Genomic DNA, 25,791 nt, shown 5'->3' on the forward strand with positions numbered 1-25,791 from the left:
TGTCCAGCATCATGTTCCATCTTCTACGATTTTAGATATGAATCTGGGATCTTTAAGGTATCTACCAGTGTAAGGATCTCACTTGATGGGATAGTCACCTGTGAAACAAGCATCGCAGAAGTTTTTTCGTACATCACTACCTGAGACTGCTTTATAGAGTCCTTCCAGACTCAAGAAATATAGGCTTGTCGCACCTAAATATTTTCTTACCTCTTCGACTGAAAGATTAGCTGAGATTAAATCCTTTTTATTTGGAGTATCCACGCCATAATAACAAGGATTCATCATTCGTGGACTTGCTATCTTTACATGGATTTCTTCGGTTCCTGCTTCCCACAACATGGCGATCAGGAGCTTAAGGGTGGTACCCCTCACTATACTATCGTCTATCAAAATGATTTTCTTGGACTGCAGCAATTCCCTATTTGCATTATGTTTCAGTTTGACTCTAATGCGCCTGAGGTCTTGTGTTGGTTCTATGAAACTCCTACCTGAATAATAATTTTTTGTTATAGCAAGCTCTAGTGGTATACCTGAAGTCTCTGCATATCCGATACTGGAAACCATTCCAGAGTCTAATACAGGAACTACCATATCAGATTTGGTATTACTTTCATGTGCCAGCTGCATTCCTATTTTCTTTCTGGATGTGTATACGCTTCGACCCTCTAGTAGACTATCAGGTCTGGAAAAATATACATATTCGAATATGCAGAATTTCCTCTCCTTTCTTTCAAGTGGGAAGTGTGATATTACGTCATTAGTCTTTATTTCGAGCAGCTCACCGGGTGCAACGTCTCGTACGAAAGTTGCTTTGAGAATATCAAGTGCGCAGGTTTCGGAAGTTATGACTATCGCATCTCCCAATCTACCCAAGCTCAGCGGTCTTACACCGTGTGGATCTCTCACTGCAAAGACTTCGTTGTTTATCAATAAAACCAATGAATATGCGCCTTTTACCTGCTGTAATGCCTCTGTGATTTTTCCTATATAGGTTTCTTCCTTTGATAAGGCTAGTAAATGTACTAGTACTTCGGTATCGACATCTGATTCGAAAATACAGCCCCTCTTTTTTAGAATTTCCCTCAGCTCATCAGCATTGATAAGGTTACCGTTATGCGCTATGGCTATTTCACCGAAAGGGCACCTCAAGTAGACTGGCTGGGAGAAACTAGCGTTCCCACTCGTTGAATATCTGACATGGCCTATAGCTTTGTCGGAAGAACACTTAGGTACGTCAGCACTATTAGCCATGACCGTCCCCAAGCGATGTGTGACATTTATCTTGCCGTCAACCGAAGATGCCACACCGAATGCTTCGTGACCTCTATGTTGCAGGGCATGGAGCCCCGTGAGACAGAGTTCCGCTGCATCAGGGACTCCTGTGACGCAGATAACTCCACATTTTTCCTGCAGTTTTGCTTGGTCACTTATCTTCATGATTTTGTTCTTCTTCACTTAAGTTATTTTGCTGTGTGGAGGAATCTCGATGTATTAGGTCATAGAGCCTCATCCTTGCGCTGTTCGGAGCAAAGCTATCCGGACTGTAACGTTTTTTGCAATCTACACACTGCTTTGTGATCACGGGGAGCGTAAGTTGCGAATGTGCATCCAGGTCACTGATCAATGATAAAAGAGCTCCCTCAATCATTTCTCGGCACGTTCGACATAAGTTCCGTCTTCAGTTTTCACGACTACCTGGTCCCCAATTTTGATAAAAGGAGGGACCATTACCTTCAATAGGCCACCGTTTAAGGTAGCAGGTTTGTATGAGGATGTTATAGTCTGCCCTTTGATGTAGGGCTCTGTCTCCTCGACTGTGTAGACTAGATTGTCTTTGAGTCTCACTCCTACGACTTTCTCATTGTGCTTGAGCAGCTTCACACAAACGTCTTCCTTAAGATATTTTGATACGCCCTCAAACAAGGAGGCATCAATAGAGATCTGTTCATAATTTGATAGGTTCATCAATATGACGCTCTTAGCTTCACTGAAGAGGTATTGGTATTCCTCCTCGTCAATGAAAGCTTTGAAAACTACTTCTTCTGACCTAAATCTGTGATTCAGCTTAGTAGCGCCGTCTATACTTTTCATTTCGACGTTCACGAATGCACCACCTTTACCAGGTTTCACATGCTCACGCTTCAGTACATAATAGAGGCCGTTCTTATGTTCAAGGATATTACCGACCTTGATATCATTTCCCAGTATTTTTTGCGACATAATAAAACGAAAGAAGAAGGCAGCGACACGATGTTACCCGGAAAACAAGATATTTTCAATATATAGGTACCTGATCGCAGCCCGCAAAAGGATTAACGTAACAGATAGTTCAGTCTTTCTTGCTCTCTGAGGCAGAGAAGGCTTTCCGTAACTTCAGTAGCGCCTTTTTGGAGTCCCCATCTGCACTTCCTTCTCTACTAATGTGGGTTGCCTTTTCGTTCGTCATGGTTATCTTCTTGACGTCTTTGACGATTTCACCATCGAAAGTCACCTGTATCACTGTGGATGAATAGTTGTTTCTCAATCCCACAGAATCTGAGCGTGTATTTATCCTCACGTAGTACCAGTTGTTACCGTCGATCAAAGTTGGATCACCTGACATTATCTGCACTACCGCCTTACGCTCCCCAATCTTGATTGGACTTTCTGTTAGGTAGCCATGTATGGCATTCCTATACGTACATGAGGGAACCAACAGTAACAAGAGAGTAAAGATATATTTTTTCATATCAAAGAAAAAGCGACGCCGCCCTAAGACTTCCAGCAGTGATAACGGCAAAGCCTCGGGTGACCGATCACCCTACCACCCAGAAGGCTTAATAAATTAATTCTAGGATGAGTACAACAAAACAAATGAACTCACACACATCTAGAATCTACTAAATTTCGTTCAAAATTACAATTGTGCCTTTTGAAATCGAAGCGGCGGATTTGTGCAGGAAATCAGGCACGTTGACAATGTGATGCTTTCCAGAATAAGTGAATAGCAATAAAATTAAGCTATACAATTTCCAGAATAAGTAGTAGAATCCCAGCAGTTGAGAATTCCAGAAGTCACATAAAAGAAATGCGCATCCTCAATTTGATCACCATATCGCTGATTGTTGCTATCATCTTGTTCCTTGGGTACATTCCCATGGATGTGCGTTCTGCTATGTATGCGGTGAGCCTGACAATACAAGATGTCATCCTAATGATTCTTCCTTTTATCATCTTCAGTTTCATATTAGATCTGATCATTAAGATGAGAGCTAAGGCATCCGGTTTACTGTTTCTATTTGTGGTAGCGGTAGTTATATCGAATACTACGGCAATTTGCTTAGCCTACTTCATAGGCAACTTCTTCTTGCCAAGCGTAGAAAATGTTGTAAGTGGATCTACGGTAAAGCTTATTCCTATGTGGAGGCTATATCTGCCACAACTGCTTCCGACTGAGTATGCAATGCCTTTGAGTGTGGTTATAGGTGTGATGCTACTCGTTTTTTTTGGGGAAAAAGTCAATTCTTTGAATACAAAAATCTACAATGCGTGTGATTTCCTATTGAATAAGGTAGTTATGCCGGTGATTCCGGTTTTCATTGCTGGTCTGGCTGTAAAGATCGTGAGTGACAAAATGTTACAACCGATTGTGGATCACTATTCAGTGATTCTCCTCATTGTATTACTTAGCTCTATTACTTATTCGTCGATTTGGTATCTTGCCCTTGTTGGTAAAAGAATAGGTTCGGTGTTGGTGAACATCGCTCCTTCCTTAGTGACGGCATTTACTACGATGTCGAGCGCAGTGACTCTACCATCTCTTCTTGTGGCGACCAGAAAGAACACAGATGATTCTTATGTTGCTAGCGCGATATTGCCTCCAGCCGTGAATTTCCATGTTATGGGAGATACTTTTAATATCACTATTACAGTCATTGCAATTCTTTTTACGTTCACTGGTAAGGTGCTTGGTATCTCTGATTTGATGATCTACATTTTCTATTTCATCATTTACAGATTCGCTACGGTTGGAATTCCTGGTGGAGGGATAATCATTTTGTTACCTTTTTTCAGTGAGAAATTCGGTTTCACTCCTGAAATGCTGACTTTGATCACCACCTTGTATGTGGTTTTTGATCCTTTTCAAACAGTGCTGAATATTTTCGGAAACGGTGCTTTTGCGATCTTCTTTAGTAAGATATACAGAGTTAAAGAACAGAAACCACCAGAAAACGGATGAAGCCATATATTACGGAGATCTTATTAAAAGATTTCCGTAATCATTCTTTCTATAAGACGAAGTTCAATAGTAAGCATGTATTATTCTTCGGCAGAAACGGCGTCGGGAAGACAAGTATACTCGAAGCAGTATCTAAGTTATCTCCAGGACTCGGAATAAGATCTGCAAAAAATTCGGAAATCATTAGTATTGGAGCAACCTCTTGGGAAGCGAGTTTCAAGTTTGTCAGTGATAATCACTTAAGCGAGATTGGGACTGGATATTGTTCCAATAGGAGGATCCTGAAGCTGAACAAACAACCTATCATAGGCTTTGGAGATATTCTGAGTCTTGTGAGGGTGATGTGGTTCACTCCACAAATGGGCAACGTCTTCATTACTGATAAATCGGTTAGAAGGAAGTTTTTCGATCGCTTGGTTGCATTGTCTGATCCACAACATTTAGATAATCTAGTAACATATGAGAAACTTAGATCCGATCGACTAAGAATACTCAGTACTCAACCCTCGAAAAGATGGTTAGATGTCATTGAAAGAAAAATCGCCACTCTATGCGTTAACATTTCTGCTTCGCGGGAAAGCTTTATCGATTTATTAGAAGGACATTCTTTTTCAGAGCATTTTGCTTCTCCCAGGGTAAAGTTGATCTGTACAGTAGCAAACGACATAATGACCGTTAGCACTGATAAGCAGGTCCACGTAGAAGATATTTCAAGAATACTGCGTGATAGCAGAGCAAAAGACAGCATTACTGGAAAGATGGATTTTGGGATACATCGTGCGGACTTTCTTGTCATACATGGTAGGAATGCGAATACTGCAAAGTCGTGCTCTACCGGTGAGCAGAAATCACTTATTCTTGCGATACTCCTAGCTGCTAGTGAGTTGGTAGATATAATGTTACTTGATGATATTTTTTCGCATTTGGATCAGCGAAATTTAGAGCTCTTTCTTGAGGAGGTAATGCAAAAAGATTGTCAATTTTTCTTCAGTGATCTCGAAAGTAATAAAATTTTGCGTTTCCAGGATAGAGTGCATGCAGTGGCACTGTGATCGTGAGCTTCACAGGAGAATGGTCGACTTCATTATAGATCTGATGCTACTTCGTGGTTCTACATCAGTTCAGTTGTGTCTTTATAGAGGTATTTCGGGATCTTTATAATGGGAGTCTTACCTGGTGATAAAGCCGTTTTGATTATGGTAGACTGAGTCTATGCCGTTTGTTTTGTTATAGAAGATGCGTGTTATCTCAGGTAAATACAGAGAGAAAAAAATAGATCTAATCAAGGGTGTAACAATACGTCCTACCATGGGCAAAGTACGTGAAGCGCTGTTCAACATTCTCGCGCATTCCTCATTGATGAGTAAAGCATTTGAGGAGATACATTTTCTCGATCTTTTTACAGGCACTGGTTCCATAAGCATAGAAGCCCTTTCCAGGGGATGCAGAAGTATCACTGCTGTTGATATTGATACTCGCTGTATACGAGCAAACCTCGAGAGATTGGCTATAAGTGATATCACTGTGCTCGATAGGAATATTATCAATTTGGATTCTTCACTCATTCAGTATGATGTTGTCTTTATGGATCCTCCGTACATGAAAGAAGCTGTGAAATATCGTCCAGCTACAATAGTGGAAAAGAGTTTTGATAATCTTCATAAACACCACTGGCTTGCCTCTGGAAGTATTGTGATCCTGGAGAAAGATAGGAAAGATAATTCTGAGATGAATCATCAAGGCTTTGAGGTGCTCGACCGTCGAAGATATGGTACATCCGAACTACTGATATTCAGATATAAGGAGATGGCGTAATTTAATCCTATGTCTAAATTGATTAGATGCGAACTCTGTGGTAGACCTAGGTTGCTGTCTATGATGTGTCGAAACTACTGTGCCAGTCCAAAAAGAAGAAATCCTGGATCTGTTGATAGCGAATTTTCCTGATGTTGATCCCGAAGCTGATATAGCGCTTATGGATACTGTCGGTGATGGAGATCATTATCATCTTAGAATTAGGTCTTCTAGATTCATTGGTAAGGCTTCCATACAGAGGCATAGGCTTGTTGTTTCGGCACTTGGTGAGCTCTTGAAGAGTAGACTCCATTCCATTTCTATCGAAACCGAGATTAAAAAATAAAATGCGTGATATTTTCCGAGAAATAAAAAGTTTAATTGAAGGGCATGACGTTGTGCTTTTCATGAAAGGTGCCCCAGAAATGCCAATGTGTGGTTTTTCCGGGGTGGTTGTTAGTATCCTTAATGCTTTAGGGGTCAAGTTCCACTCGGTGAATATCTTGGAAGATCAAGAAATGAGGGAAGGGATAAAAAAATTTGCCGATTGGCTTACCATTCCGCAACTGTATGTCAAAGGTGAGTTCGTTGGTGGCTGTGACATTGTAAAAGAAATGTATCAAAGTGGAGAACTACTGACTTTACTAAAAGAGAATTCAATTACCGTCTCTAGCATACGATAGAGATGTTCTGCATGCGCAACCTGATTGCACATTCTCGCTGTAGCTATGGAAGTCCGGTGATTTTCTCTAAGTCTTGTATCTTTTTGACATTGACATCGAAATCGCGTTAAGAGCCCAAGTGAGAGCGAAAAGTGTGATTCCAAGTGCATAGGCAGAGAGACTCTCTTTGCTATTGAATGTCTGATCGCCCGTCAGTGTTGTCACTATCTGTACTGTGATCGTCGTAATTGGTTGCAGGACGTTGTAATCAAGATTAGCAGAGACCCCTGTCAACATCAGTACTACCATTGTTTCCCCAAGCGCACGGGAAAATGCTAGTAGTACTACTCCTACCATTCCGGGAAAGCAGTAGGGCAGTATTACACGAAAGATAATTTCAGTTTGAGTACTTCCCAGAGCTGCTGCTCCGTAGTATAGGCTCTTTGGCGTCGTACGTAGTAGATCATCCGTCATGGACGTAATGAGTGGAATGATCATAATTCCTATGACTATTCCTGCAGATAATGCACTTTCACTCGATATGCTTACGTGTAGCAAATGTCCGAGGTCTTGGACAAGTTTTGAGATGAAGGTCAGAGAAAAGTATCCGTATATGATCGTTGGTATTCCAGCCATCACCTCTATCAAAGGCTTGATGAATCTCCTGACTCTCTTCGAAACAAAATAGGTCATTGCTATTGCTACTCCTATCCCGATCGGTGCCCCGATGATGCTTGCCAGGAGCGCGATCATTGTCGTCCCAAAAACTAGAGGAAGGATGCCAAATAACTTCACTACTTGACCATTAATGATCGTTCCGTTTGGTGCCCAGACTGTTCCAAAAAAGAAATCCAATGGCGACACTATGCGGAAAAAGGATACCGTCTGGGTAATGAGTGAAAGAATGATCAACGCAGTGATTGTTGAGGTCGCAATAAGCGCCACGGATGCGCAGATGGTAAATGCTTTCTTAGATGAACATAAAAACGCGAAAAATATAGCTACCAAAAGAAAAAAGACATTGTGGAAAAAAAATACTGAAATCACAGAAGCAAGCGATATCAGCACTGAATTGTGTTTAATTGTTCGATTTAGAGCTTGCACTTGATTCGAGAAAATGTCCGTTCATCTGCCCATTGTATTGTTTCTGTGATTTTTCCACAATCTAGGATTTTTGAAGTGTCAAAAATATTTTAGTTGTGGTACAAATGCAGTTGCTGTATTCCAATATTTGAAGTGATAGTGGTAATTCCTTATGAATAATTTTTCAAGGATATTCTATGAATTCTCTTGCGCTTGTAACAAAGGTTCTTGATACCTACACCCGAACGGAAAATTTTTTTACTAAGGTCACATGTTCTGTAATGGAGTTCTAAACCGGCGGAAGGTTGGGGTTGTGTCTTTCTTTGACTATTTCTGCGTACTGCTTTTATTTGCAGGGTTGTTGACTCACCCCGTTTTTGCTAAGCCAAGAATCGGCCTTTTAGCAACGGATCTGTCGGTTTATGAGTATGAAACTGAGTGGTTTGCTAAATTCGGTGGACTAGCAACGCAGCTTGATGTTGATCTTGTAACGATCGATTATAACTTGATTTATTCTGATTATCTTCGTGGGAGAAAGTCTGTCCCACTTGTGACGCTGCTTGAAAGAGAACTTCAAGCAAAAGGCGTGAACAAGGTTATCATCCCTGGTGATTATTATAATCTTGATAAGCCGCCATTCTCACCAGTGCAAAATAGGAGAAGGGTCACTGACGCGATGGTGAAGCTGCGGAATGAAGGAAAAGTATCCATCTTCGCCATTTGTGGAGGTATGCAACAGACGCTCGATAGCGATGGTATACGTATAGTAGACTTATCAAGGATCGGAATCACAGAGTCACATTCAAGGATATCGGATGATTCCACGAATTATGGAGCTAGAGGAGTTTTCAATACGCTTCTTAAGAAGGTTATGATCAATCCCTCTAGCAAGATCGCAAGCATTATATCTGACGTTTCAGTCGAAGTCACACCAAATGGCTGGTTGGTATTATATCTACCTGAGTGGCATCTGGAAGGTGTCGATCTCGATAAAGGTAACTTGAAGGTTCTGAGAGAGGCTGGGTACAATATAGTGGGTTTTTCCGAGGATGGTGTGATCGAGGTGCTGGAAGATAAATATGGAAACTTTTATTTCCAGTCTCATCCTGAGAATCTTCTTCTGAGGCTCACGCAAGAAGAGTTGATGCAGCTTCCATTGGGGATTCGAAAAAGCGCTGAGGCTGTAAAGAAACTGTTCAGTTACTTTGTCACAGCCACAGTCTGAAGTCCAAGCTACCGTCGGCTCTTTCATGCTTGATTCCCTCATTAGGATGGGAATGGACTTTTTGGTTTTTCACTTGGATGGTAACATCAAACGGATCTGTGATTTCTCTTTCTAAATGCACCTGAAGGTAGTATTGCCCCTTGCTCTGGATGAAGAATTTCTGTATTCCTCAGGAGAATTGATGGTGCAGGTGGGCAACCTAGTTATGGTGAATTTCAATGGAAGGAACATTATCGGACTTGTCATATCTGTTGGGCCTGAAACTTCTGTCCAATACACGGTAAAGGAAATAACTTCAGTGCTGCCATTTAAGCTACTGCAAGCCTCATACATAGAATTTCTCTTCTGGGTTGCGCGCTACAATTTTGCCAAGATTGGATTGGTTTTGCGCTCTGCAATTATAAGGGAAGCATGTGATGATTCGGTCTACACACTTAATGCGGACAAAGTAGAAGATGGGCACAGGTCCACACCCGCTATGCGACGGCTTCTCGAATTCTTCCGGCGAAACGAGTACCTCACTGCAGATGATCTACATGAAGCGAAGATCCAGAAACGAACAGTACAAAAGATGCTAGAAAGTGGATTAATAAGACGTGTCGAAGGCTTCATAGAGTCTAATGGGTCAAAAACATCCAATGCTGATCTTGCTACACTGGAATTCGATTTATCAGAAGAACAGCGTCAAGTCAAAGATAGAATTTTCTTGGAAAAATTTACGGCACACTTACTGGATGGCATCACTGGTTCTGGGAAGACGATGGTTTATTTAGCATCGGCTTTAGAGATTCTTAAACGTGAAGAGAATGCTCAAATCATAATTATTCTTTCGGAGATAGCGCTCACATCATATATTTTTGAAAAGATTAAATCCCATTTTGCTGGGAAGATCGAGATCATAGAGTGGCATTCGAACATGTCTCCGTCCCATAGAGCAAGAAATTGGCGGCGTGTCGTGAATAACAAAGCGAGAATAGTAGTCGGTGCAAGATCAGCGATTTTTCTTCCTGCGCCTAATCTGAGGATGATCATTGTCGATGAGGAGCACGATCAGTCATTCAAACAGGATCAAGGCGAGTTGACGTATAACGCTCGAGATCTGGCTATAATGCGAGCTAAATTATGTGACATCCCGATAATACTATCATCTGCGACACCATCCTTGGAAAGCGTTTACAATATCGAGGATAAAGGCTTCGTCCATCTCAGGCTTGAAAGTAGATTTGGAGGTGCACAGCTACCCACTGTGAGAGTGGTCGATATGCGTGCGGCATCGAAGGTGAGTCAGCATATCTCAGAGGAGTTATACGAAAGTTTGAAACAAAATCTGGATTCCGGCATGCAAAGCCTGCTGTTCCTGAACAGGCGTGGTTATGCTTCACTTGTTGTATGCGCAAGTTGCGGGCACAGAATAAAGTGTCCAGACTGTGTTGCATGGCTGGTTGAACATAAGTGGAACAATAGTCTATTATGCCATCTTTGCGGGTTTAAACGTCCAATGATCATTCAATGTGAGCGATGCGCTTCCACCTCACTTATTCCTTTCGGTCCGGGGATAGAAAAAATCAGCGAAGAGATAGAAGAGCTTTTCCCAAAAAGAAGGGTAGTTGTTATGAGTAGTGATAGTCAACTCACTGAGAATCTCCGAAAAATAGAGGCAAATGAGGTCGATATCATAATAGGTACTCAGATTATCTCGAAGGGATATGATTTCCCCAAGCTCACTCTTCTGGCAATTATCGATAGCGATGCTTCTGTCTGTGCTGGCGATCTACGGAGCGCAGAGAAGAATTTCCACATATTACAACAGGTCATGGGTCGAGTAGGGAGGAGAAAGATTTATCCTGGTACCGCGATAATGCAGAGTTATTCCCCAGATGGATCGGTTGTCCAGGCACTGAAAAATGGTGATAGGGAGGGTTTCTATGCAGAGGAGTTAGGCACAAGAAAAGCTGAAAATATGCCACCTTTCAGTAGATTGATAGCAATTGTGATCTCAGGATTAGTCGAAAGTGAAGTGATATCTCAAGCTAGATATATGGAGCAAACAATTTCACTAATAAAGGAAGTGACAATGTTTGGTCCCTGTCCGGCTCCCATAGGAGTGCGAAACAATAGATTCAGATATAGGATTCTCCTTGTTACACCGAAGAGTTATAGAATTCATAATATACTGATGGCCTCATTCAAACAGCTACCGATTAGAAAGGGTGTGAGCGTCCAAGTGGATGTAGATCCATTGAATTTTTTATAGCTTTTGCGGTATGTAAGAACGCAACATTTACTAAACTGTGAAATAAAAACACAGCTTCATTTATGAATCCATTATTTGAGCTCTCTAAAATTGTTACTAGGTTGTGTATTGTTAGCTGTTTTTTGATTGTTAGCTGTCTTTTTGGTATGTTTAAATAAATTATTTACTATTTGTTTTTATTTATGCCAGAACAACGTAAGCAGCATTCGCCTACCACGACCTCTCTATATAGATATTACCTTTGTGAAAAGAGGAAGATAAGGAGATTGTTATGTGCTATGGTGGCTCTTGAGGTACTCCTTACGCTTGTATTTGTTGTAGTTTACGCAGTCTCAGTATTTACCTTTTTGAAGCCTAAGCATCTGACGAGCGCGCTTATTAAAGGAATAGAAATGACAGTACTTGTTACTGTAGCGCTATCCCTCCTTACTTTCCTTGTGAAGGAGTGTGCTCTGGCAAAGTATTGTGGCAAGTTGAAAAACAGGCTCAATGAATTTGAAAATGTTTCCCACAATCCTGAAGAAGATGAGGCTATTACGCGTTTGACAGAACTGATGCTACAGGATTGCGCCTCTCATACTAAAAGCGCAGTCGGTAAGGTTACTACAGCTCTTGGCTTGTTTACACTGTCTGCGTCCCTTGTACTAGAAATTCTTCTTGTTATTGATCTGTACTGTCCTTTTGGGATGCAGACTGCGCATGGTGATTTCATCTCGAGAGTTGAGGACGCTTGTGAATTCATTTTTGCGACGATCGGATTGTTCTGTATTGGGTTGCACCTTTGCCAGTACTTCTACAGTCGAAGAAGGGGCTATAGGTCACTTGGTGAAAAGGAAAAAGGGGCTGAATCTTTAATGTTAATGCCGCCAGCATCACTCTGTATGTCGTTTTTTCTGGCTACCCTGGCCTTGGTAACAAAGGTTTTCAAAGCGTTAGAAGGTACTAATACGGTTATGCCTTTGAAGGTAGGCGACGGGTATTTAAGGTTGGGTTTCTGCCTTGGAGGAATAGTGTGTTTTGCTGAGCTCATAACTTTACTTGTGGACAAGCTACCCATTTGTTATGCACCTGAGCCGCTTACTGAGTTGAATATAGAGTGTGCTCTTGATGCTGTTCACCAAAGCGCTTTAGCGATCAACATGCCATAACGCTGGTTAGATTTTAAAGCCTAGTAATGATAGAAGTTCAACCACCACTTTGTGCCCTAGGATGATTACAAGGGTTGAGATAAAGATTCCTGTGAAGGATACTACTATGCCTAGGATACTGATTACTCCATCCTTGTTCAGCATACCCAGGGACATTAGTGCAATACCTCCAGCTGGGATAAAATTAGTGAGCGGCAAAGGTATTGCAATCGACACTGCGCAGATGAACGATATAATGCCGTAGATTTTTTCCCCGAAAGCATTATTCAGTACTGGAAACCTGGGCCGCGTGAATTTTTCTACCTTACGCAAAATTGGAACAGTTTTTTCGATGAGAAAGGCCAAGCTCTTCCGTTTTATCGCCTTATTCTCGAGAAATTTCGGTAACCAGGGGGAATCACAACCTAACGTAATCTGTATTGAAAAGAACAATATCGGAAGTGATAAAATAGTCGTATACCCCGGAGGTACAGGAAGTGGAATGGAGAGGGGAAGGGAAAAAAGAAGCAGCAAAAGCGCGAATCCGCGCTCATGCAATATGCGTTTTATTTCGAAAAGCGTTATAGTATCACGAACCCCTTGTACAACAACAGATTCAAGAACATCAGAAGTGCTTTGGCGTTCTTTATCCATGTGAGAAGATACCTGCGGTTCTAGTGGTTTTCATTTTTCTGTGCTCTTTCCTGGAGTCAAGCTTCGTGTTGAAGACACAAACATACTCATCTCCATGGCGAAGAGTAAAACGTGATGCAACTTGCTGGATCACAAGGTACTTCCCTGATATGTGATAATTTACAAGTGACTCATATCCCTTGGAGTCCACGAGGAAAATTGCAGGGAGATTCGCGTTGACACTATGGAACTGCATGTAAGTAAAATGTCCGTCATCGAAGACTTTGAGTGGCTTTATGTTATCACTACCGGAAAGCTTATATTCGAAATTCAAATAATCCTTTTTTGCAATGTCCAAGCCTGGCTCAACTCTGTCACTTCCTTGCATATCAGCCATACCTGTGTTCTGGACACTCACCGAGCTAGCGGGATATCTGAAGCGTACTTCATATGAAAGCTCCGGATCATCGATATCTTTCGCTTCCTTGCCGCGGAAGACAAAATGGTAGACCCGCTTATTTGTCAATATCGTCACATTAGTGGTCGAGTTATCATCGGTAGGCTTTAAGAAGAGTCTATTGCCCTGCGGATTAAGCTGCCATGCAGTCGAGTCACCCATGGAAATGGTGCCTATAATCTCCCCATCTTCGAAAACAATGCTAGACTGGTACCCAAAAAATCCTGTGTACGTATGTATAGCATTCGGATTGTATACAATCTCCTTAATTTGTGGAGTAGAGCCTAATGGATGAGGTCTCTGATCTGCAAATGCATTGGTCAAACAATAGACCACAAAGAAAAGGAAAATGCTATAATTCTTCATAACCGCTCACTATAAGCTCCAATGATATAATGTTTCTATGAGCTAGTAAAACATCCGTTGCTCTGAAAGCAACCCTGATTACTTTCTCCTGAATCTCTTCACCCCTGTAGAATCTTACCTTTGCTGTTGCGACTTTTCCACTACCAGTTGGGGATCTTTTAATTTGAATATCCAGCATCTTTATGTTGTGTGTCTTAATAGACTTCTCTTTTCTGCGAGACTCAAGGAATTTTTCATACACCTGATGTGAAGAATTCAACTTCACATAATTATCCTCGGGACCTTCTGTTTGTTCATTCTTCCCCCACGCTTCTACGTACTTGGAAATCAGATATTTTTCCACTACCGTTTGCAGATCATCATTCTTCCTGTACAGATCATACAACCTTATTGGGATGCTTATCTCATTATGGATATCGTCTGTGTACCGGATAAATGTGACACTTGTCTTGGTTGGTAGCATGGAGTATACGTTGAAACTCAGGATGCACAGAGTAGAAAAAAGTAGAGCACAAAAGATAATCAGCCAGCTACGCTCGATAAAGACATAGTAGTTCTTGGAACAATGCCAGAGTAATCCTTCCTCGTAGTATCTGCCTTGTTGGAGAAGTGCATCTTTCAGATCTCTTTCGTGCATGGAAAGTTTCAATTTATCGGATTCGATAATATAACCTATACTGAGCTTGTATAATAATAAAGTTAATCAAGTAGAATTCTTGCGCACAAGTATGAGTGAAAACAAATCAGACAAAGAGACAAAAAGAAATGAAGAACGTGATCCTATCTTCAAAAAGATTATTCAAGAACGCGCTCCCAAAAATGAAGAGAGTAGCGGAGCTGGATTTATCTCAGAAGAGGACTTCAAGAAGGAGGTGGACCTATGGAAAAAGAAACTCATGTATGCCCTTGCTGAGCAGGAAAATCTGAAAAAGAACGTCGCTAGAGAAATAGAAAAGACTCGTGATTTTGCTATTTCGGATCTCGCTAAAGAGATACTCACGAGTGTTGAGAGTCTTGAGAAAGCAGTTGCCCATATGGTGGAAAACAAAATAGAGGGTCCATTGCTTGAGGGGTCGAAGCTCACACTGGAGGCGATCTTCTCAGCACTCAAGAAAGGTGGTGTCGAAAAAATTGAAGCAAAGGGTGTATTATTCGATCACAACGTGCATCAAGCAGTGAGCACGGTGAAAAATGATGAGTTGCCTAATAATACTGTGTTCGAGGTGCTGCAGGATGGCTATATAATAAAGGGACGTCTACTGCGTCCAGCAATTGTAGTGGTGGTGGAAAATGGTTGCTCAAGTTGACAAAATTGAGTGCATAATAGGAAACTAACAAGTTCAATTTAATGAGAAAGCATCTAATGCGTTCGATAGTTGTAGTGGTGGTAAAAAATGGTTAATCAAGTTGACAAAATTGATAAAATTGTTCTTTCAGCTGTGCAGCCTACTGGCTCCGTGCACCTTGGTAACTTGTTCGGCGCTATTGATTTGTGGGTAGATCTGCAGTCGAAGTATAAAACGAAGTTCTACTGTATAGCTGATTTGCACTCTTTGGATGGAGGTGGAGCAGCAGATACTGCTAGACTTTCAGTGGAGGTGGCATGTATATACATCGCTTGCGGAATAGACCCGACTGACTCGCATATATTTGTGCAGTCACATATACCTCAACACGCGGAGCTCTGCTGGTTGTTGAGCTGTATCACGCCAACCGGTTGGCTCAATAGAATGACTCAGTATAAGGAAAAGTCTGCTGCCAGAGAGAGTACGATGCTTTCTTTGTATTCATACCCAGTGCTGATGGCTGCTGATATACTTCTGTATAATGCTGAACTCATTCCTGTAGGTGATGATCAAAGTCAGCATGTCGAACTCGTCAGGGATATAGCAGCACGCTTTAACCAATTATACGGAGTAGATCATTTGACTCTTCCGGCTACACTCAAATGTGAGCTTGTCACAAGAGTAATGGGTTTGAGGGATCCGACGAAAAAAATGAGTAAGTCTGATCCAGCTGATTTTTCCAGGATCAATCTATCGGATTCAAAAGATTTGATCGCTGAGAAAATAAATGCTGCAAAAACAGATTCCATAATGGGTTTCTCAGTCGAAAACATAGAGGATAGACCTGAAGCATCGAATCTACTTAGGATGGCCTCTTATCTCAGTGGGATCCCTATTGAGAAGCTTTGTTCCGACCTGAAAACTTTTGCTGAACTGAAATCCTTACTCATTGATCTTCTAGTAGCAAGACTCTCGCCGATCCAGGAAAGAATGCAGAATCTCGAAAGGGAAACTGTGAGCAAGATATTAAGAGACTCCGCCGATGTCGTAAGAGAAATAGCCGCTGCAAATCTGGATGAAATAAAAAGAATAATGCAGGTCAGCTAAAAATGTATTGGTGCTTCTCGTAGCTGTTTGTTGCCGTGTGATGAAATCGATGTTACTATTCCCGCGTGGGGTTTTGAAAGATGCCTAAATTAAAAACCAATTCTAGCGCGAAAAAAAGATTCAAAGTGACTGCTGCCGGTAAGGTCATGGTTACCCAGTCCGGTAAGCGTCACAACATGCGCAAACGAAACAAGAGGATGCTTCTTGCTCAGAAGGGTCGAGTTCTCATTACCAAGAGCAAAATGCGGCTGATGAGAAGTGTCATGCCGTACAGTTTTTAGTCGGAGGAGTAAATGGCGCGAGTGAAAAGAGGTGTACAAGTCAGGCAGCGTCACAAAAAGGTGATCAAGCAGGCTAAAGGGTTTCATGGTAGGTCGAAAAATTGCTATAGGATAGCTCTGCGTAGATTAGAGAAGTCTTGGCAGTATGCCTACCGTGATAGAAGGGTCAGAAAACGTGATTTCCGTAGCCTGTGGATCCAGAGGATAAATGCCGCTGTCAGATCTTGTGGTATGGTTTACTCGACCTTCATGAAGGGCCTAAAGGATGCTGGGATCGATATTAATAGAAAAATGCTCTCGGAGCTTGCCATAACGCAGCCCGATGCTTTCGGGGAAATAGTAAATAAGAGTAGAGCTACTTTCTAGATGTGGACGTGGATCTGAGTGTACTTAGGGAACGCTTCAGTGCAAAGTTGGCTGAAGCTTCCTCTGCTGAAAGTCTCCGCCAGCTCAGGATCGAGTACCTATCCAGAAATGGACTAATTAAACAGGGTCTGGCTTCAGTCATGAAGGATGGCGTTGATCCTGCCGGTGTGCAGTCTTGGAATGCTTTTCTCAGGGATGCCAGTGCAGCCATAACAGAAAAACAGAATCTCGTCCATTGCGTCGAATTGGAGCGAAGGCTCAGTGCAGAAGCCATAGACGTTACCTATCCTGCAAGACCAGCTTCCCTGGGTGTCGAGCATCCGCTCTGTAAGGTCATCGATTCAACAAGAAGGATCCTCACTGCACTCGGCATGGAATATGTCGAGGGTCCAGAAATCGAAGATGAGTACCATGTCTTTGATGCACTTAATACTCCAACACACCATCCATCAAGGCAGATGCAGGATAGTTTCTACTTGTGCGATCCCGCTAGGCTTTTACGTACACATACTTCTTCCGTCCAGATACGTGCTATGGAAGGTAGTAGACCACCTTTCTATATTTTTTCTCTGGGTAAGGTCTACAGAAATGATTGGGATGCTACTCATACGCCGATGTTTCATCAAGTTGAAGTTCTTTGTGTGGATGTAGGTATCAATATGTCGCATATGAAATATTGCGTTTCTTTTTTCCTCGAACAGCTTTTTGGCTCGATTGAGGTGAGAATGAGACCAAGTTATTTCCCATTTACTGAACCTTCAGCTGAAGTCGATATAAAGGATAAAAATGGCAATTGGCTGGAAGTCATGGGTTGTGGCATGGTGCACCCTAATGTTCTGAGTAAGGTCGATATATCACCGAATGAGTATACAGGCTTTGCTTTTGGTGCCGGGTTGGAAAGGTTGACAATGTTGCGTTATGATATTCGCGATTTACGCAATCTTTATCTCAATGATTTGAGGTGGAAAGTGATCTAGGAGTGATGTTTTGCGCTGTAAGTATAGGACGTTATTTTTGATCTAATGAGGATTTCTATAGGTGTTGACCATGCCGGGTTTAATCTTAAGAGTTCTTTGTTAGCCTTTTTCAAAGAGAAGGGTTGGGCGTTGCTCGATAGGGGTGCCCATTGTTCTGGTATCTCTGATTATCCTGACTTTGCCAAGGCTGTAGCCATGGATGTGGCTGAAGGTAATGTGGATTTTGGTATCTTGATTTGTGGATCTGGCATCGGTATGAGCATAGTAGCAAATCGATATAAGAAGGTCAGGGCTGCACTATGTGGGGATGTCCAGAGTGCAAAGCTGGCTAGGGAGCATAATGATGCAAATATCCTGTGTTTATCAGGGCGGTCGCTCACCGTAGCTGAGTGCTTTGAAATTGTACAGGTCTTTATAGATAGTAAATTCAGTTTTGAGGACCGTCATAAGCAGAGAATAGAGAAAATTGATAAAGGAGAAAGCTAATGTTTTTTGAAGCTAAAATTTCTACAATCGATCCACAGGTTAGTGAGATCATTAAAAAAGAGGCGAATAGACAAAGGAGTGGAATACAGCTTATTGCATCGGAGAATTTTGCTAGTGCTGCAGTCTTGGAAGCACAGGGTTCCGTTTTTACGAATAAATATGCGGAAGGTTATCCTGGGAAAAGATATTATTGTGGCTGCGAATATGCTGATCAGGTAGAGCGTCTAGCAATAGAGAGAATATGTAAGTTGTTTAATTCTTCCTATGCTAATGTTCAGCCGCATTCCGGTTCTCAGGCGAACCAGGCTGTGTTCTTTAGCCTCCTTAAACCTGGGGATACTATTCTGGGTTTTTCACTTGCTTCCGGGGGGCATCTTACGCACGGGTCAAGTGTGAATCTCTCAGGGAAGTGGTTCAATGCTATCCACTACACAGTCAGGAGAGATGATTTTGAGATAGATATGGATGAAGTTCGTGAATTAGCGAAAAAGCATTCTCCAAAACTGATTATTGCAGGTGCTTCTGCATACGCGAAAAAAATGGATTTTCCTTTGTTCCGTGAGATTGCTGATGAGGTTGGAGCATATCTTCTTGCTGATATGGCTCACTATGCTGGACTCATAGCTGCTGGTGAATATCCATCACCTTTCCCATATGTAGATATTATGACCTCCACTACCCACAAGACTCTGCGTGGACCAAGAGGTGCAATCATCCTGACCAACAGTGAAGAACTGATAAAAAAGATAAATTCTGCTATTTTTCCTGGATTACAAGGTGGACCTCAAATGCATGCTATAGCAGCAAAAGCTGTTGCTTTTGGTGAAGCGCTTGCACCTGAGTTCAAAGACTATATTAGGAACGTCATAAAAAATGCGAAGGTTCTCGCTAAAGCCCTGGAAGATAGAGGTTTCGTGATACTTTCTGGTGGAACCGAAACGCATATCGTGATGGTCGATCTCAGGACACTTAATCTAAAAGGTAATACAAGTGCAGCCAAACTTGAGAGTGCCGGCATCATCTGTAATAAGAATGCTATTCCATTTGATGAAGAAAAGCCGTTTGTGACGTCCGGTTTGAGATTTGGAAGTCCAGCCGAGACTACCCGGGGCATGCGTGAAACGGAATTCTCACAGATCGGGGAAATGATAGCCGATCTGCTCAGTGAAAAAATTAGTGTAGATGAAGCAAAGGTAGCTATTGAGGAACTCACTAAGAAATATGATTTCTACAACACCTAACCACTGAAGAACTGTCCTCAGTGGATTATTGCGGTACTGGAATCTTTAAGCAGCTTCAGTAGTATCAGCTGTGTCTTTGTGCTTTCTGTGAGCCTCAATAAACTGTAGTATGATGCTCTCTAAAAGCTCTGGATCTGTTGTGCAGTACATATTTATTACTGGTTCTTGTGTCCCCTGGATAACATCAGATTTTTTATCTTGTAAGAGCGAAGTACGATCTTGTACTGCGTCTTTCGAGTTATAATATTCTTGATGTTCGTATTGATTGTATGATGGTTGTGCTTGCTGGTACATATCGAAGTCTGTGGCGTTATAGAATCTCGGGACGTATTTCTCTGTGTAGCTTTCTATATCGTCTGCCAGATCAGATTGAAATTCATTAATTGTATTTCCGACCATACCCATGGATGACCCAAGTCCCATAAGTAATTCTGAAGCGTTGTTTAAATCTAGGAATTCAGTGATAGACATGTGTTTTTTCAATATAAATGTAATACTAGCAGAGATATATTAAAAACCTATAAATGAAAACACGTATATAAAAATAATTCAAAATTTAATATTTCACCTATTCTTCCTGTATCTTTCTGTTGGGTGCAGTTATATTCAGGGTCGTTTATGTTGAATAAAAAACTTCTTTATATTCTCTCTCCGAATCGATTTCTGAGAGTGAAGGAATTCATTGCATTGGAACGGATCTTCCGGGAATTTTCTGCATATTTGTACGCGTTTCAGTTGCGTATCAAAGACAGAGAAAGTCTTATGAAGGCAATTCCAACATTCTTAGTACTCTGTAAAGAATATATGATCCCACTAGTCATTAATGATTTTCCGGATTTAGTTACTGAATTCAATGCCGATGGGGTGCACATCGGTGAGAGTGATAGTATCTTCGAAGATTGCAGGTCTCTTCTTCCCAAAGAAAAAATTATCGGTGTGAGTTGCTATGCCGATGTCGGAAAAGCTGAAATGTATAAATCCGCTAGTTATGTTTCGTTCGGATGTTTTTTTGAGAGTGCCACTAAGCCAAACCCAGTTGCTAGAGCCACAGTTACGGTCCTGGAAGAATGGAAGAGTCTTGGTTACCAAACGCCCTGCGTTTGCATTGGGGGGATCAATAATGACAATTTTATGAGCCTGATTCATGCCGGTGCTGATATAGTTGCAATTTCAGGATACTTGTGGGAATCCGCCTCTCCATACGAGAGGTTCATTGAATTAATCCGCGAACTTCAATGAAGTCTAAATATCCTATTTACTGTCCAGAGTCCTATGCAAGGTGAGTTCATCTATGATTCCTGTATTCATGAAAAAGATCCCGTTTAGCGCGAGTCTTGATTTGAGTAGATTTTTGTACAAACTCTGCTGATATTGAGCTACAATCATAGAGAGATTTCCGAGAAAGATGCATCAGAAAAAGTATACGATAATGGTAATAGGTGCCGGCCCTATAATCATAGGACAGGCATGTGAGTTTGATTATTCAGGTACCCAAGCCTGCAGGGTCCTAAAGAAACATGGTCACAGAGTTGTGTTAATCAATCCGAATCCGGCGACCATTATGACTGATCCTGAAACTGCAGATGTAGTCTACATAGAGCCAATCACTTCCAAAATGATTGAGAGCATCATTATCCTGGAAAAGCCAGACAAACTCTTACCGACCGTAGGTGGACAGACAGCGCTCAATGCTGCGATGGAGTTGGTCGCGAAAGGAATACTGGCAAAGTATGGTGTTCAATTAATCGGGGCATCGAAGGAGGTCATCGAAAATGCTGAAAAGAGAAGTCTCTTTAACTCGATTATGCGGGAGATCGGATTGCAAGTGCCCAAGAACATGGTTGTCACGCATGTCAATGAAATAGAACAAGCGCTCGAATTCATTGGTATCCCAGCGATTATTAGACCATCTTTTACTCTTGGGGGACTCGGAGGTGGAGTTGCAACAACGAGATTCGAGTTTTTCAAAATCATCAATGAGGGATTAAAATTTTCGCCCGTAAGTGAAGTGCAAGTCGATGAATCTGTATTAGGTTGGCAAGAATTCGAACTCGAAGTAGTACGGGATTCAGCAGGAAATGCAATAGTTGTCTGCCCCATAGAGAACACAGACCCGATGGGTGTACACACAGGAGATAGCGTGACTGTTTCTCCGATTTTCACTCTTCGCGATGAGGAGTATCAATTAATGAGGGATGCAGCATTCAAAGTCCTAAACAGAATAGGTGTCAACACTGGTGGTGCAAACGTACAGTTTGCTGTGAATCCAGAAAATGGCGAAATACGAGTAATTGAAATGAATCCTAGGGTTTCAAGATCTTCAGCTTTGGCATCGAAGGCTACGGGTTATCCAATTGCTAAAGTTGCTGCACAATTAGCTACAGGACTCACCTTGCCTGAGATCTGTAATGATGCAGTACCAAAAATCCCTGCTTCTTTTGAGCCAGTTATGGACTATGTAGTTGTAAAAATACCTAGATTCAATTTCGATAAGTTCTTATGCGCAAAGCATCAGTTATCTAGTTCCATGAAATCTGTAGGCACCACTATGGCTATAGGGCGATGCTTCCAGGAGGCACTACAGAAAGCATTTTGTTCGCTCGAACAGGGATTTGACGGTCTAAATAGAATCCTTGAGGGTACTATATCACGCGAAGAAGTCTCATGGAAATTGAGTTCACTCATACCTAATAAGATTCTGATAATTGCCGATGCAATGCGAATGGGCTTCAGTATTGAAGAGATCGCTAAATTGAGCAAGTATAACGAATGGTTCCTTTTGCAGATCCAAGTACTTGTGGAGCTGGAAAACGAAATAAAAACTGCCAACTTATCTCCAATAGTTGTCCTAAAGTGGAAGAAAAGGGGATTCTCTGATTCCAGAATAGCTACATTGAGGGGTTGTAATGAATCCGAAATAAGGAAAATCCGTAAAGAAATGTCTGTACTGCCAGTTTTCAAGAAAGTGGATACATGTGCTGCAGAGTTCGAAAGCGATATTATGTATCTTTACTCCACTTATGAGGGGGATACATTCACCCGTGCAGAGTGCGAATCCAGTCCATCGGACAGAAAAAAGGTGATTGTCCTTGGGAGTGGTCCAAATAGAATAGGTCAGGGAATAGAGTTCGATTATACTTGCGTACACGCTATAGCAGCAATCAAAGAAATGGGCTACGAGGCAATAATGTTGAATTGCAATCCGGAGACAGTTTCGACGGATTATGATATCTCAGATAAGTTGTACTTTACGCCAATCACAGTTGAAGCTGTTTTGGATATTCTAGAAAAAGAATCAGAAAGGGGTGAACTGCTTGGTGTGATACTCCAATGCGGTGGCCAGACTCCACTTAAACTCGCAAAAGCCATTGAAGCTAGCGACACAAGAATAATAGGGACTAGTTTCACTGCAATAGATACTGCTGAGGACAGAGAGAGTTTCAATCAATTGATTGCTAAATTGGATATGTCTCAGCCCAACAATACTATTGCCTTTTCAAGAGAGGATGTTGCTAGAGGTGTCGATGAAATTGGATTCCCAATGATAGTGCGTCCTTCATACGTCCTTGGTGGGGAGTCAATGCAGATCATCTACGATACCGAAATGCTTGCCGACTATCTAGGGAAGCATAACCAAATATTCAATGGTTCTTCGTTGTTGCTGGATAGATTCCTACTAGACGCAATCGAACTAGATGTTGATGCGATTTCTGATGGCGAAGATGTATACGTTGCTGGAATCATGGAACACATAGAAGAAGCAGGAGTACATTCTGGTGATTCAGCGTTTGTCTTTCCACCACAGAAATTGTCATCGCAATTACTCAGGAAAATTAAAGATTATACTAGGCGCATAGCGCTTACACTGAATGTCATAGGATTTTTGAACATCCAGTTTGCCATAGAGGAAGACGAAATATATGTGCTGGAGGTGAATCCACGCTCAAGTCGAACAATACCATTTGTTGCTAAGGCCTTGGGTATACCACTAGCTAAGATCGCCACCAAAGTGATGCTTGGGAAAAAATTAAAAGATTTCCGCTTAGAAGATTATGAGTGTTACCTGAAACATGTGTTTGTGAAGCAACCTGTATTTTCATTTGAGAAGTTCCCAGAATCTGATGTCTTACTGGGTCCAGAGATGAAGTCAACAGGTGAGGTAATGGGAATAGGTGAGGATTTCAATACTGCTTTTGCCAAAGTCTGCATAGCCAGTATGAAGAAGTTACCTGTTTCAGGGAATGTGTTTTTTTCGATTCGAGATGAGGATAAATTAAAGTCTGTCGAAATAGCAAAGATTCTGTCTGAGTTGCGATTTACGATTTTCGCAACTAAGGGTAGCGCTGCATTTCTGAAGGATCACAACATCGATGCGATCGCTGTGAATAAAGTAAAAGAAGGTTCCCCACACGTGGTTGATATGATAATGAATAGCGAAATCTGTTTAGTTATTAACACCTGTTCACATGTAATCGAGTCTGTTAGGGATAGTATGAGTATTAGGTCAAGTTCAATTATCAATCAGATACCGTGTTGTACGAATATTCATTCTGCACTTGCTCTGGTAAGAGGTATTAAGAAAATCGCTGAGGGTAATTTACCAGTTTATCCATTGCATCAGCGATGATCTTTGTAGCGCATGATGTGGAAGTAATTCTTGAAAAGTTGTTATTTTATAGAGGTTTATTTCTGTGTATTGCTTGTGTTACAATGATGCCGATCCAGGGGTAGTTTACAAATATGGGCTTGTAGCTCAGCTGGTTAGAGTACACGCCTGATAAGCGTGAGGTCGGAAGTTCAAGTCTTCTCAAGCCCACCGTTTTCTTATGCTGAATTCAGATGAGTTGGTTCCTCTTGTTGTGTCTGTGCTCAACAGATTCGATGGGGGTGAGCTCTTTATTGAGTACTTGTGTAGCGAGTCTTTGAAGTTCCAGGATGGAGGCTTGGTTGCTAGTACCTATGCTGATTCCTCCGGGTTTGGACTTAGGGCGTTTTATGGTGATAAGGTGCTCTATACTCACTCCTCCGATGTAAGCTATAAAAGTATCGTCAAAGCAACTGAATTCATCCTTCGTAACAAGTTTGCTGCGACCGCTGGTGGAATCTCCGAGACATCCCACAGTGATACTGCGGTTAGGGATTCGCTTTACTCTTCAGGATTGCAGGATGACGATTTTCCTTTTGAAAAGAGAGTTGCTCTTCTCAAGGATATGTACGACTATGCCTTATCGAAGGGTGGTAATATAGCTAGCATCTCTGCTACTTTTTCGGCGTCTATACAAAAGGTTGAGATAATCAAAAATACCGGAGAAATACTCACGGATGATAGACCAATGCTAAAGTTGGGATTCTCTGTTGTACTTAGAGGTGAGGATGGTAGATCAATTGGTGCTACTTCCGGTAAAGGAGGAAGATTCGGGATCCCTAGATTGATAGAAAATTGGAAGGACCTTGTCGATCGTGCATTCCGAAAAGCCGAGGTTAATTTGATAGCAGTACCTTGTCCTTCAGGGGAAATGACGGTTGTTTTAGGTAACGGTTGGCCTGGTATTCTCCTGCATGAAGCTATAGGACATGGTTTGGAAGCGGATTTCAATCGCAAGGGTGCTTCAGCTTTTTCTGGTCTTGTAGGCGGGAAGGTCGCATCTGATGTGGTCAGTGTCGTGGATGACGGTACGATCGAAGCCGCTAGGGGATCGATTAATGTTGATGACGAAGGTACACCATCTTCATATAACGTGCTCATAGAAAGAGGAGTGCTCAAGAATTACATGTTCGATCTCATGAATGCTAGATTAATGAGTGCACAACCAACCGGTAATGGCAGACGTGAGAGTTATATGAACGTTCCATTGCCGCGTATGACGAACACTTATATGTTGCCAGGAAGTCAAACACCTGATGAGATAATAAAGACAGTAGAGAATGGTATTTATGCCGTCGATTTCTACGGAGGACAGGTAGATATAACTTCTGGGAAGTTTGTTTTTTCCGCTTCTGAGGCATATCTCATAGAGAATGGTACTGTGACTAAGCCAGTCAGGGAAATGACATTAATAGGTGACGGACCTAGTGTTCTCAAGCAGATTTCCATTGTTGGAAATGATCTCAAGCTTGATGACGGTGTTGGTACATGTGGTAAGGACGGTCAGTCCGTGCCTGTCTGTGTCGGGCAACCGACTGTCAAGGTAGATAGAATTACTGTCGGGGGTACTGCCTGAGTC

28 protein-coding genes and 1 tRNA gene are annotated in these 25,791 nt (G+C 41.8%); 20 read left to right on the plus strand and 9 right to left on the minus strand.

Annotation, left to right across the window (positions count from 1 at the left end):
- Positions 1–78: 78 nt before the first annotated feature.
- The 4 genes from purF to NHE_RS00765 all read right to left on the minus strand — a co-directional run bounded on the left by purF (position 79) and on the right by NHE_RS00765 (position 2,782).
- Complete coding sequence (gene purF, locus NHE_RS00750; protein WP_038558916.1) at positions 79–1,440, minus strand: amidophosphoribosyltransferase; 1,362 nt, start codon at positions 1,438–1,440, stop codon at positions 79–81.
- Positions 1,427–1,651 carry a hypothetical protein gene (locus tag NHE_RS00755; protein WP_038558919.1) on the minus strand — a complete coding sequence of 75 codons (225 nt, stop codon included), beginning with the start codon at positions 1,649–1,651 and terminating at the stop codon, positions 1,427–1,429. Before NHE_RS00755 ends, purF begins: the two co-directional genes overlap by 14 nt.
- The gene (efp, locus tag NHE_RS00760; protein WP_038558922.1) at positions 1,648–2,223 is read right to left on the minus strand and encodes an elongation factor P; all 576 of its coding nucleotides are present in this window, start codon (positions 2,221–2,223) and stop codon (positions 1,648–1,650) included. The genes NHE_RS00755 and efp overlap by 4 nt, the downstream gene beginning before the upstream one ends.
- A 109-nt stretch (positions 2,224–2,332) precedes the next feature.
- Entirely contained in the window at positions 2,333–2,782 is a 450-nt protein-coding gene (locus NHE_RS00765; RefSeq protein WP_198014747.1) for a hypothetical protein, read from the minus strand.
- 288 nt (positions 2,783–3,070) lie between these two features.
- On the opposite strand from NHE_RS00765, the gene NHE_RS00770 reads away from it, so the two are divergent.
- The 5 genes from NHE_RS00770 to grxD all read left to right on the plus strand — a co-directional run bounded on the left by NHE_RS00770 (position 3,071) and on the right by grxD (position 6,699).
- Positions 3,071–4,222: a cation:dicarboxylate symporter family transporter gene (locus NHE_RS00770; RefSeq protein ID WP_038558926.1), complete on the plus strand. Its 1,152-nt coding sequence runs from the start codon at positions 3,071–3,073 to the stop codon at positions 4,220–4,222.
- A complete protein-coding gene (recF, locus tag NHE_RS00775; RefSeq protein WP_038558928.1) occupies positions 4,219–5,274 on the plus strand; it encodes a DNA replication/repair protein RecF in 1,056 nt (351 codons plus the stop codon). The genes NHE_RS00770 and recF overlap by 4 nt, the downstream gene beginning before the upstream one ends.
- A 184-nt stretch (positions 5,275–5,458) precedes the next feature.
- Positions 5,459–6,037, plus strand: a complete 579-nt coding sequence (gene rsmD, locus NHE_RS00780) for a 16S rRNA (guanine(966)-N(2))-methyltransferase RsmD (protein ID WP_038558929.1) — start codon at positions 5,459–5,461, stop codon at positions 6,035–6,037.
- Positions 6,038–6,116: 79 nt separating this feature from the next.
- Positions 6,117–6,362, plus strand: a complete 246-nt coding sequence (locus NHE_RS00785; protein ID WP_038558931.1) for a BolA/IbaG family iron-sulfur metabolism protein — start codon at positions 6,117–6,119, stop codon at positions 6,360–6,362.
- Position 6,363: 1 nt separating this feature from the next.
- Positions 6,364–6,699 carry a Grx4 family monothiol glutaredoxin gene (gene grxD / locus NHE_RS00790; RefSeq protein ID WP_038558933.1) on the plus strand — a complete coding sequence of 112 codons (336 nt, stop codon included), beginning with the start codon at positions 6,364–6,366 and terminating at the stop codon, positions 6,697–6,699.
- Positions 6,700–6,765: 66 nt separating this feature from the next.
- On the opposite strand, the gene pstC is transcribed toward grxD, so the two are convergent.
- Complete coding sequence (gene pstC, locus NHE_RS00795; protein ID WP_232215037.1) at positions 6,766–7,590, minus strand: phosphate ABC transporter permease subunit PstC; 825 nt, start codon at positions 7,588–7,590, stop codon at positions 6,766–6,768.
- On the opposite strand from pstC, the gene NHE_RS04420 reads away from it, so the two are divergent.
- The 4 genes from NHE_RS04420 to NHE_RS00810 all read left to right on the plus strand — a co-directional run bounded on the left by NHE_RS04420 (position 7,487) and on the right by NHE_RS00810 (position 12,388).
- Positions 7,487–7,786, plus strand: coding sequence for a hypothetical protein (locus tag NHE_RS04420; protein WP_232215044.1), 300 nt, complete (start codon positions 7,487–7,489; stop codon positions 7,784–7,786). The two genes, pstC and NHE_RS04420, sit on opposite strands and share 104 nt — an antisense overlap.
- Before the next feature lie 246 nt (positions 7,787–8,032).
- Positions 8,033–8,986 (plus strand): gamma-glutamyl-gamma-aminobutyrate hydrolase family protein, encoded by a 954-nt coding sequence (locus NHE_RS00800; protein WP_038558936.1) that lies wholly within the window; start codon positions 8,033–8,035, stop codon positions 8,984–8,986.
- A 115-nt stretch (positions 8,987–9,101) separates the two neighbouring features.
- A complete protein-coding gene (gene priA, locus NHE_RS00805; protein WP_038558939.1) occupies positions 9,102–11,240 on the plus strand; it encodes a replication restart helicase PriA in 2,139 nt (712 codons plus the stop codon).
- A 278-nt stretch (positions 11,241–11,518) separates the two neighbouring features.
- Complete coding sequence (locus NHE_RS00810) at positions 11,519–12,388, plus strand: hypothetical protein (RefSeq protein WP_038558942.1); 870 nt, start codon at positions 11,519–11,521, stop codon at positions 12,386–12,388.
- A gap of 6 nt (positions 12,389–12,394) precedes the next feature.
- Here the strand turns inward: NHE_RS00810 and NHE_RS00815 are convergent, their stop codons facing one another.
- Genes NHE_RS00815 through NHE_RS00825 form a run of 3 tightly spaced genes read right to left on the minus strand, consistent with a single transcriptional unit; the run spans position 12,395 to position 14,460 of the window.
- Complete coding sequence (locus tag NHE_RS00815; protein WP_038558945.1) at positions 12,395–13,021, minus strand: exopolysaccharide biosynthesis protein; 627 nt, start codon at positions 13,019–13,021, stop codon at positions 12,395–12,397.
- Positions 13,014–13,823, minus strand: a complete 810-nt coding sequence (gene virB9 / locus NHE_RS00820) for a P-type conjugative transfer protein VirB9 (protein WP_051579510.1) — start codon at positions 13,821–13,823, stop codon at positions 13,014–13,016. Before virB9 ends, NHE_RS00815 begins: the two co-directional genes overlap by 8 nt.
- On the minus strand, positions 13,810–14,460 hold the full coding sequence (locus NHE_RS00825) for a conjugal transfer protein TraJ (protein ID WP_038558947.1): 651 nt from the start codon (positions 14,458–14,460) through the stop codon (positions 13,810–13,812). The genes virB9 and NHE_RS00825 overlap by 14 nt, the downstream gene beginning before the upstream one ends.
- 91 nt (positions 14,461–14,551) lie before the next feature.
- Here NHE_RS00825 and NHE_RS00830 point away from each other — a divergent pair, with 91 nt between their 5' ends.
- From NHE_RS00830 to glyA, 7 genes are all read left to right on the plus strand, one after another.
- Positions 14,552–15,130: a nucleotide exchange factor GrpE gene (locus NHE_RS00830; RefSeq protein WP_038558949.1), complete on the plus strand. Its 579-nt coding sequence runs from the start codon at positions 14,552–14,554 to the stop codon at positions 15,128–15,130.
- Positions 15,131–15,217: 87 nt separating this feature from the next.
- Positions 15,218–16,216, plus strand: coding sequence for a tryptophan--tRNA ligase (gene trpS / locus NHE_RS00835; RefSeq protein WP_051579512.1), 999 nt, complete (start codon positions 15,218–15,220; stop codon positions 16,214–16,216).
- Positions 16,217–16,296: 80 nt separating this feature from the next.
- Positions 16,297–16,497, plus strand: coding sequence for a large ribosomal subunit protein bL35 (locus NHE_RS00840; protein WP_038558951.1), 201 nt, complete (start codon positions 16,297–16,299; stop codon positions 16,495–16,497).
- 12 nt (positions 16,498–16,509) lie between these two features.
- On the plus strand, positions 16,510–16,863 hold the full coding sequence (gene rplT, locus NHE_RS00845) for a 50S ribosomal protein L20 (protein WP_038558953.1): 354 nt from the start codon (positions 16,510–16,512) through the stop codon (positions 16,861–16,863).
- Between the two features lie 8 nt (positions 16,864–16,871).
- Entirely contained in the window at positions 16,872–17,840 is a 969-nt protein-coding gene (locus NHE_RS00850) for a phenylalanine--tRNA ligase subunit alpha (RefSeq protein WP_232215004.1), read from the plus strand.
- Between the two features lie 45 nt (positions 17,841–17,885).
- Positions 17,886–18,326 carry a ribose 5-phosphate isomerase B gene (rpiB, locus tag NHE_RS00855; RefSeq protein ID WP_038558959.1) on the plus strand — a complete coding sequence of 147 codons (441 nt, stop codon included), beginning with the start codon at positions 17,886–17,888 and terminating at the stop codon, positions 18,324–18,326.
- A complete protein-coding gene (gene glyA / locus NHE_RS00860; protein ID WP_038558962.1) occupies positions 18,326–19,567 on the plus strand; it encodes a serine hydroxymethyltransferase in 1,242 nt (413 codons plus the stop codon). Before rpiB ends, glyA begins: the two co-directional genes overlap by 1 nt.
- Before the next feature lie 45 nt (positions 19,568–19,612).
- Here the strand turns inward: glyA and NHE_RS00865 are convergent, their stop codons facing one another.
- Complete coding sequence (locus NHE_RS00865) at positions 19,613–20,038, minus strand: hypothetical protein (protein WP_038558965.1); 426 nt, start codon at positions 20,036–20,038, stop codon at positions 19,613–19,615.
- A gap of 147 nt (positions 20,039–20,185) precedes the next feature.
- On the opposite strand from NHE_RS00865, the gene NHE_RS00870 reads away from it, so the two are divergent.
- From NHE_RS00870 to NHE_RS00885, 4 genes are all read left to right on the plus strand, one after another.
- Positions 20,186–20,806, plus strand: a complete 621-nt coding sequence (locus tag NHE_RS00870) for a thiamine phosphate synthase (protein ID WP_038558968.1) — start codon at positions 20,186–20,188, stop codon at positions 20,804–20,806.
- Between the two features lie 166 nt (positions 20,807–20,972).
- Entirely contained in the window at positions 20,973–24,194 is a 3,222-nt protein-coding gene (gene carB, locus NHE_RS00875; protein WP_038558971.1) for a carbamoyl-phosphate synthase large subunit, read from the plus strand.
- A 115-nt stretch (positions 24,195–24,309) separates the two neighbouring features.
- Positions 24,310–24,383: transfer RNA gene (locus NHE_RS00880), tRNA-Ile, on the plus strand.
- Between the two features lie 10 nt (positions 24,384–24,393).
- Complete coding sequence (locus NHE_RS00885) at positions 24,394–25,788, plus strand: metallopeptidase TldD-related protein (RefSeq protein WP_038558974.1); 1,395 nt, start codon at positions 24,394–24,396, stop codon at positions 25,786–25,788.
- Positions 25,789–25,791 lie beyond the last annotated feature (3 nt).

It is taken from the genome of Neorickettsia helminthoeca str. Oregon (assembly GCF_000632985.1).
Taxonomy (GTDB): Bacteria; Pseudomonadota; Alphaproteobacteria; order Rickettsiales; family Anaplasmataceae; genus Neorickettsia; species Neorickettsia helminthoeca.

Coding starts and splice junctions, on each gene's coding strand:
- NHE_RS00830 (WP_038558949.1), top strand. CDS start 14,552: ATGAGTGAAAACAAATCAGACAAAGAGACAAAAAGAAATGAAGAACGT.
- glyA (WP_038558962.1), top strand. CDS start 18,326: ATGTTTTTTGAAGCTAAAATTTCTACAATCGATCCACAGGTTAGTGAG.
- NHE_RS00770 (WP_038558926.1), top strand. CDS start 3,071: ATGCGCATCCTCAATTTGATCACCATATCGCTGATTGTTGCTATCATC.
- virB9 (WP_051579510.1), bottom strand. CDS start 13,823: ATGAAGAATTATAGCATTTTCCTTTTCTTTGTGGTCTATTGTTTGACC.
- recF (WP_038558928.1), top strand. CDS start 4,219: ATGAAGCCATATATTACGGAGATCTTATTAAAAGATTTCCGTAATCAT.
- priA (WP_038558939.1), top strand. CDS start 9,102: ATGCACCTGAAGGTAGTATTGCCCCTTGCTCTGGATGAAGAATTTCTG.
- NHE_RS00885 (WP_038558974.1), top strand. CDS start 24,394: ATGCTGAATTCAGATGAGTTGGTTCCTCTTGTTGTGTCTGTGCTCAAC.
- NHE_RS00800 (WP_038558936.1), top strand. CDS start 8,033: ATGTTCTGTAATGGAGTTCTAAACCGGCGGAAGGTTGGGGTTGTGTCT.
- NHE_RS04420 (WP_232215044.1), top strand. CDS start 7,487: ATGATCGTTCCGTTTGGTGCCCAGACTGTTCCAAAAAAGAAATCCAAT.
- efp (WP_038558922.1), bottom strand. CDS start 2,223: ATGTCGCAAAAAATACTGGGAAATGATATCAAGGTCGGTAATATCCTT.
- rpiB (WP_038558959.1), top strand. CDS start 17,886: ATGAGGATTTCTATAGGTGTTGACCATGCCGGGTTTAATCTTAAGAGT.
- purF (WP_038558916.1), bottom strand. CDS start 1,440: ATGAAGATAAGTGACCAAGCAAAACTGCAGGAAAAATGTGGAGTTATC.
- NHE_RS00815 (WP_038558945.1), bottom strand. CDS start 13,021: ATGGATAAAGAACGCCAAAGCACTTCTGATGTTCTTGAATCTGTTGTT.
- NHE_RS00865 (WP_038558965.1), bottom strand. CDS start 20,038: ATGTCTATCACTGAATTCCTAGATTTAAACAACGCTTCAGAATTACTT.
- carB (WP_038558971.1), top strand. CDS start 20,973: ATGCATCAGAAAAAGTATACGATAATGGTAATAGGTGCCGGCCCTATA.
- trpS (WP_051579512.1), top strand. CDS start 15,218: ATGGTTAATCAAGTTGACAAAATTGATAAAATTGTTCTTTCAGCTGTG.
- rplT (WP_038558953.1), top strand. CDS start 16,510: ATGGCGCGAGTGAAAAGAGGTGTACAAGTCAGGCAGCGTCACAAAAAG.
- NHE_RS00755 (WP_038558919.1), bottom strand. CDS start 1,651: ATGATTGAGGGAGCTCTTTTATCATTGATCAGTGACCTGGATGCACAT.
- NHE_RS00870 (WP_038558968.1), top strand. CDS start 20,186: ATGTTGAATAAAAAACTTCTTTATATTCTCTCTCCGAATCGATTTCTG.
- grxD (WP_038558933.1), top strand. CDS start 6,364: ATGCGTGATATTTTCCGAGAAATAAAAAGTTTAATTGAAGGGCATGAC.
- NHE_RS00810 (WP_038558942.1), top strand. CDS start 11,519: ATGGTGGCTCTTGAGGTACTCCTTACGCTTGTATTTGTTGTAGTTTAC.
- NHE_RS00825 (WP_038558947.1), bottom strand. CDS start 14,460: ATGCACGAAAGAGATCTGAAAGATGCACTTCTCCAACAAGGCAGATAC.
- NHE_RS00840 (WP_038558951.1), top strand. CDS start 16,297: ATGCCTAAATTAAAAACCAATTCTAGCGCGAAAAAAAGATTCAAAGTG.
- rsmD (WP_038558929.1), top strand. CDS start 5,459: ATGCGTGTTATCTCAGGTAAATACAGAGAGAAAAAAATAGATCTAATC.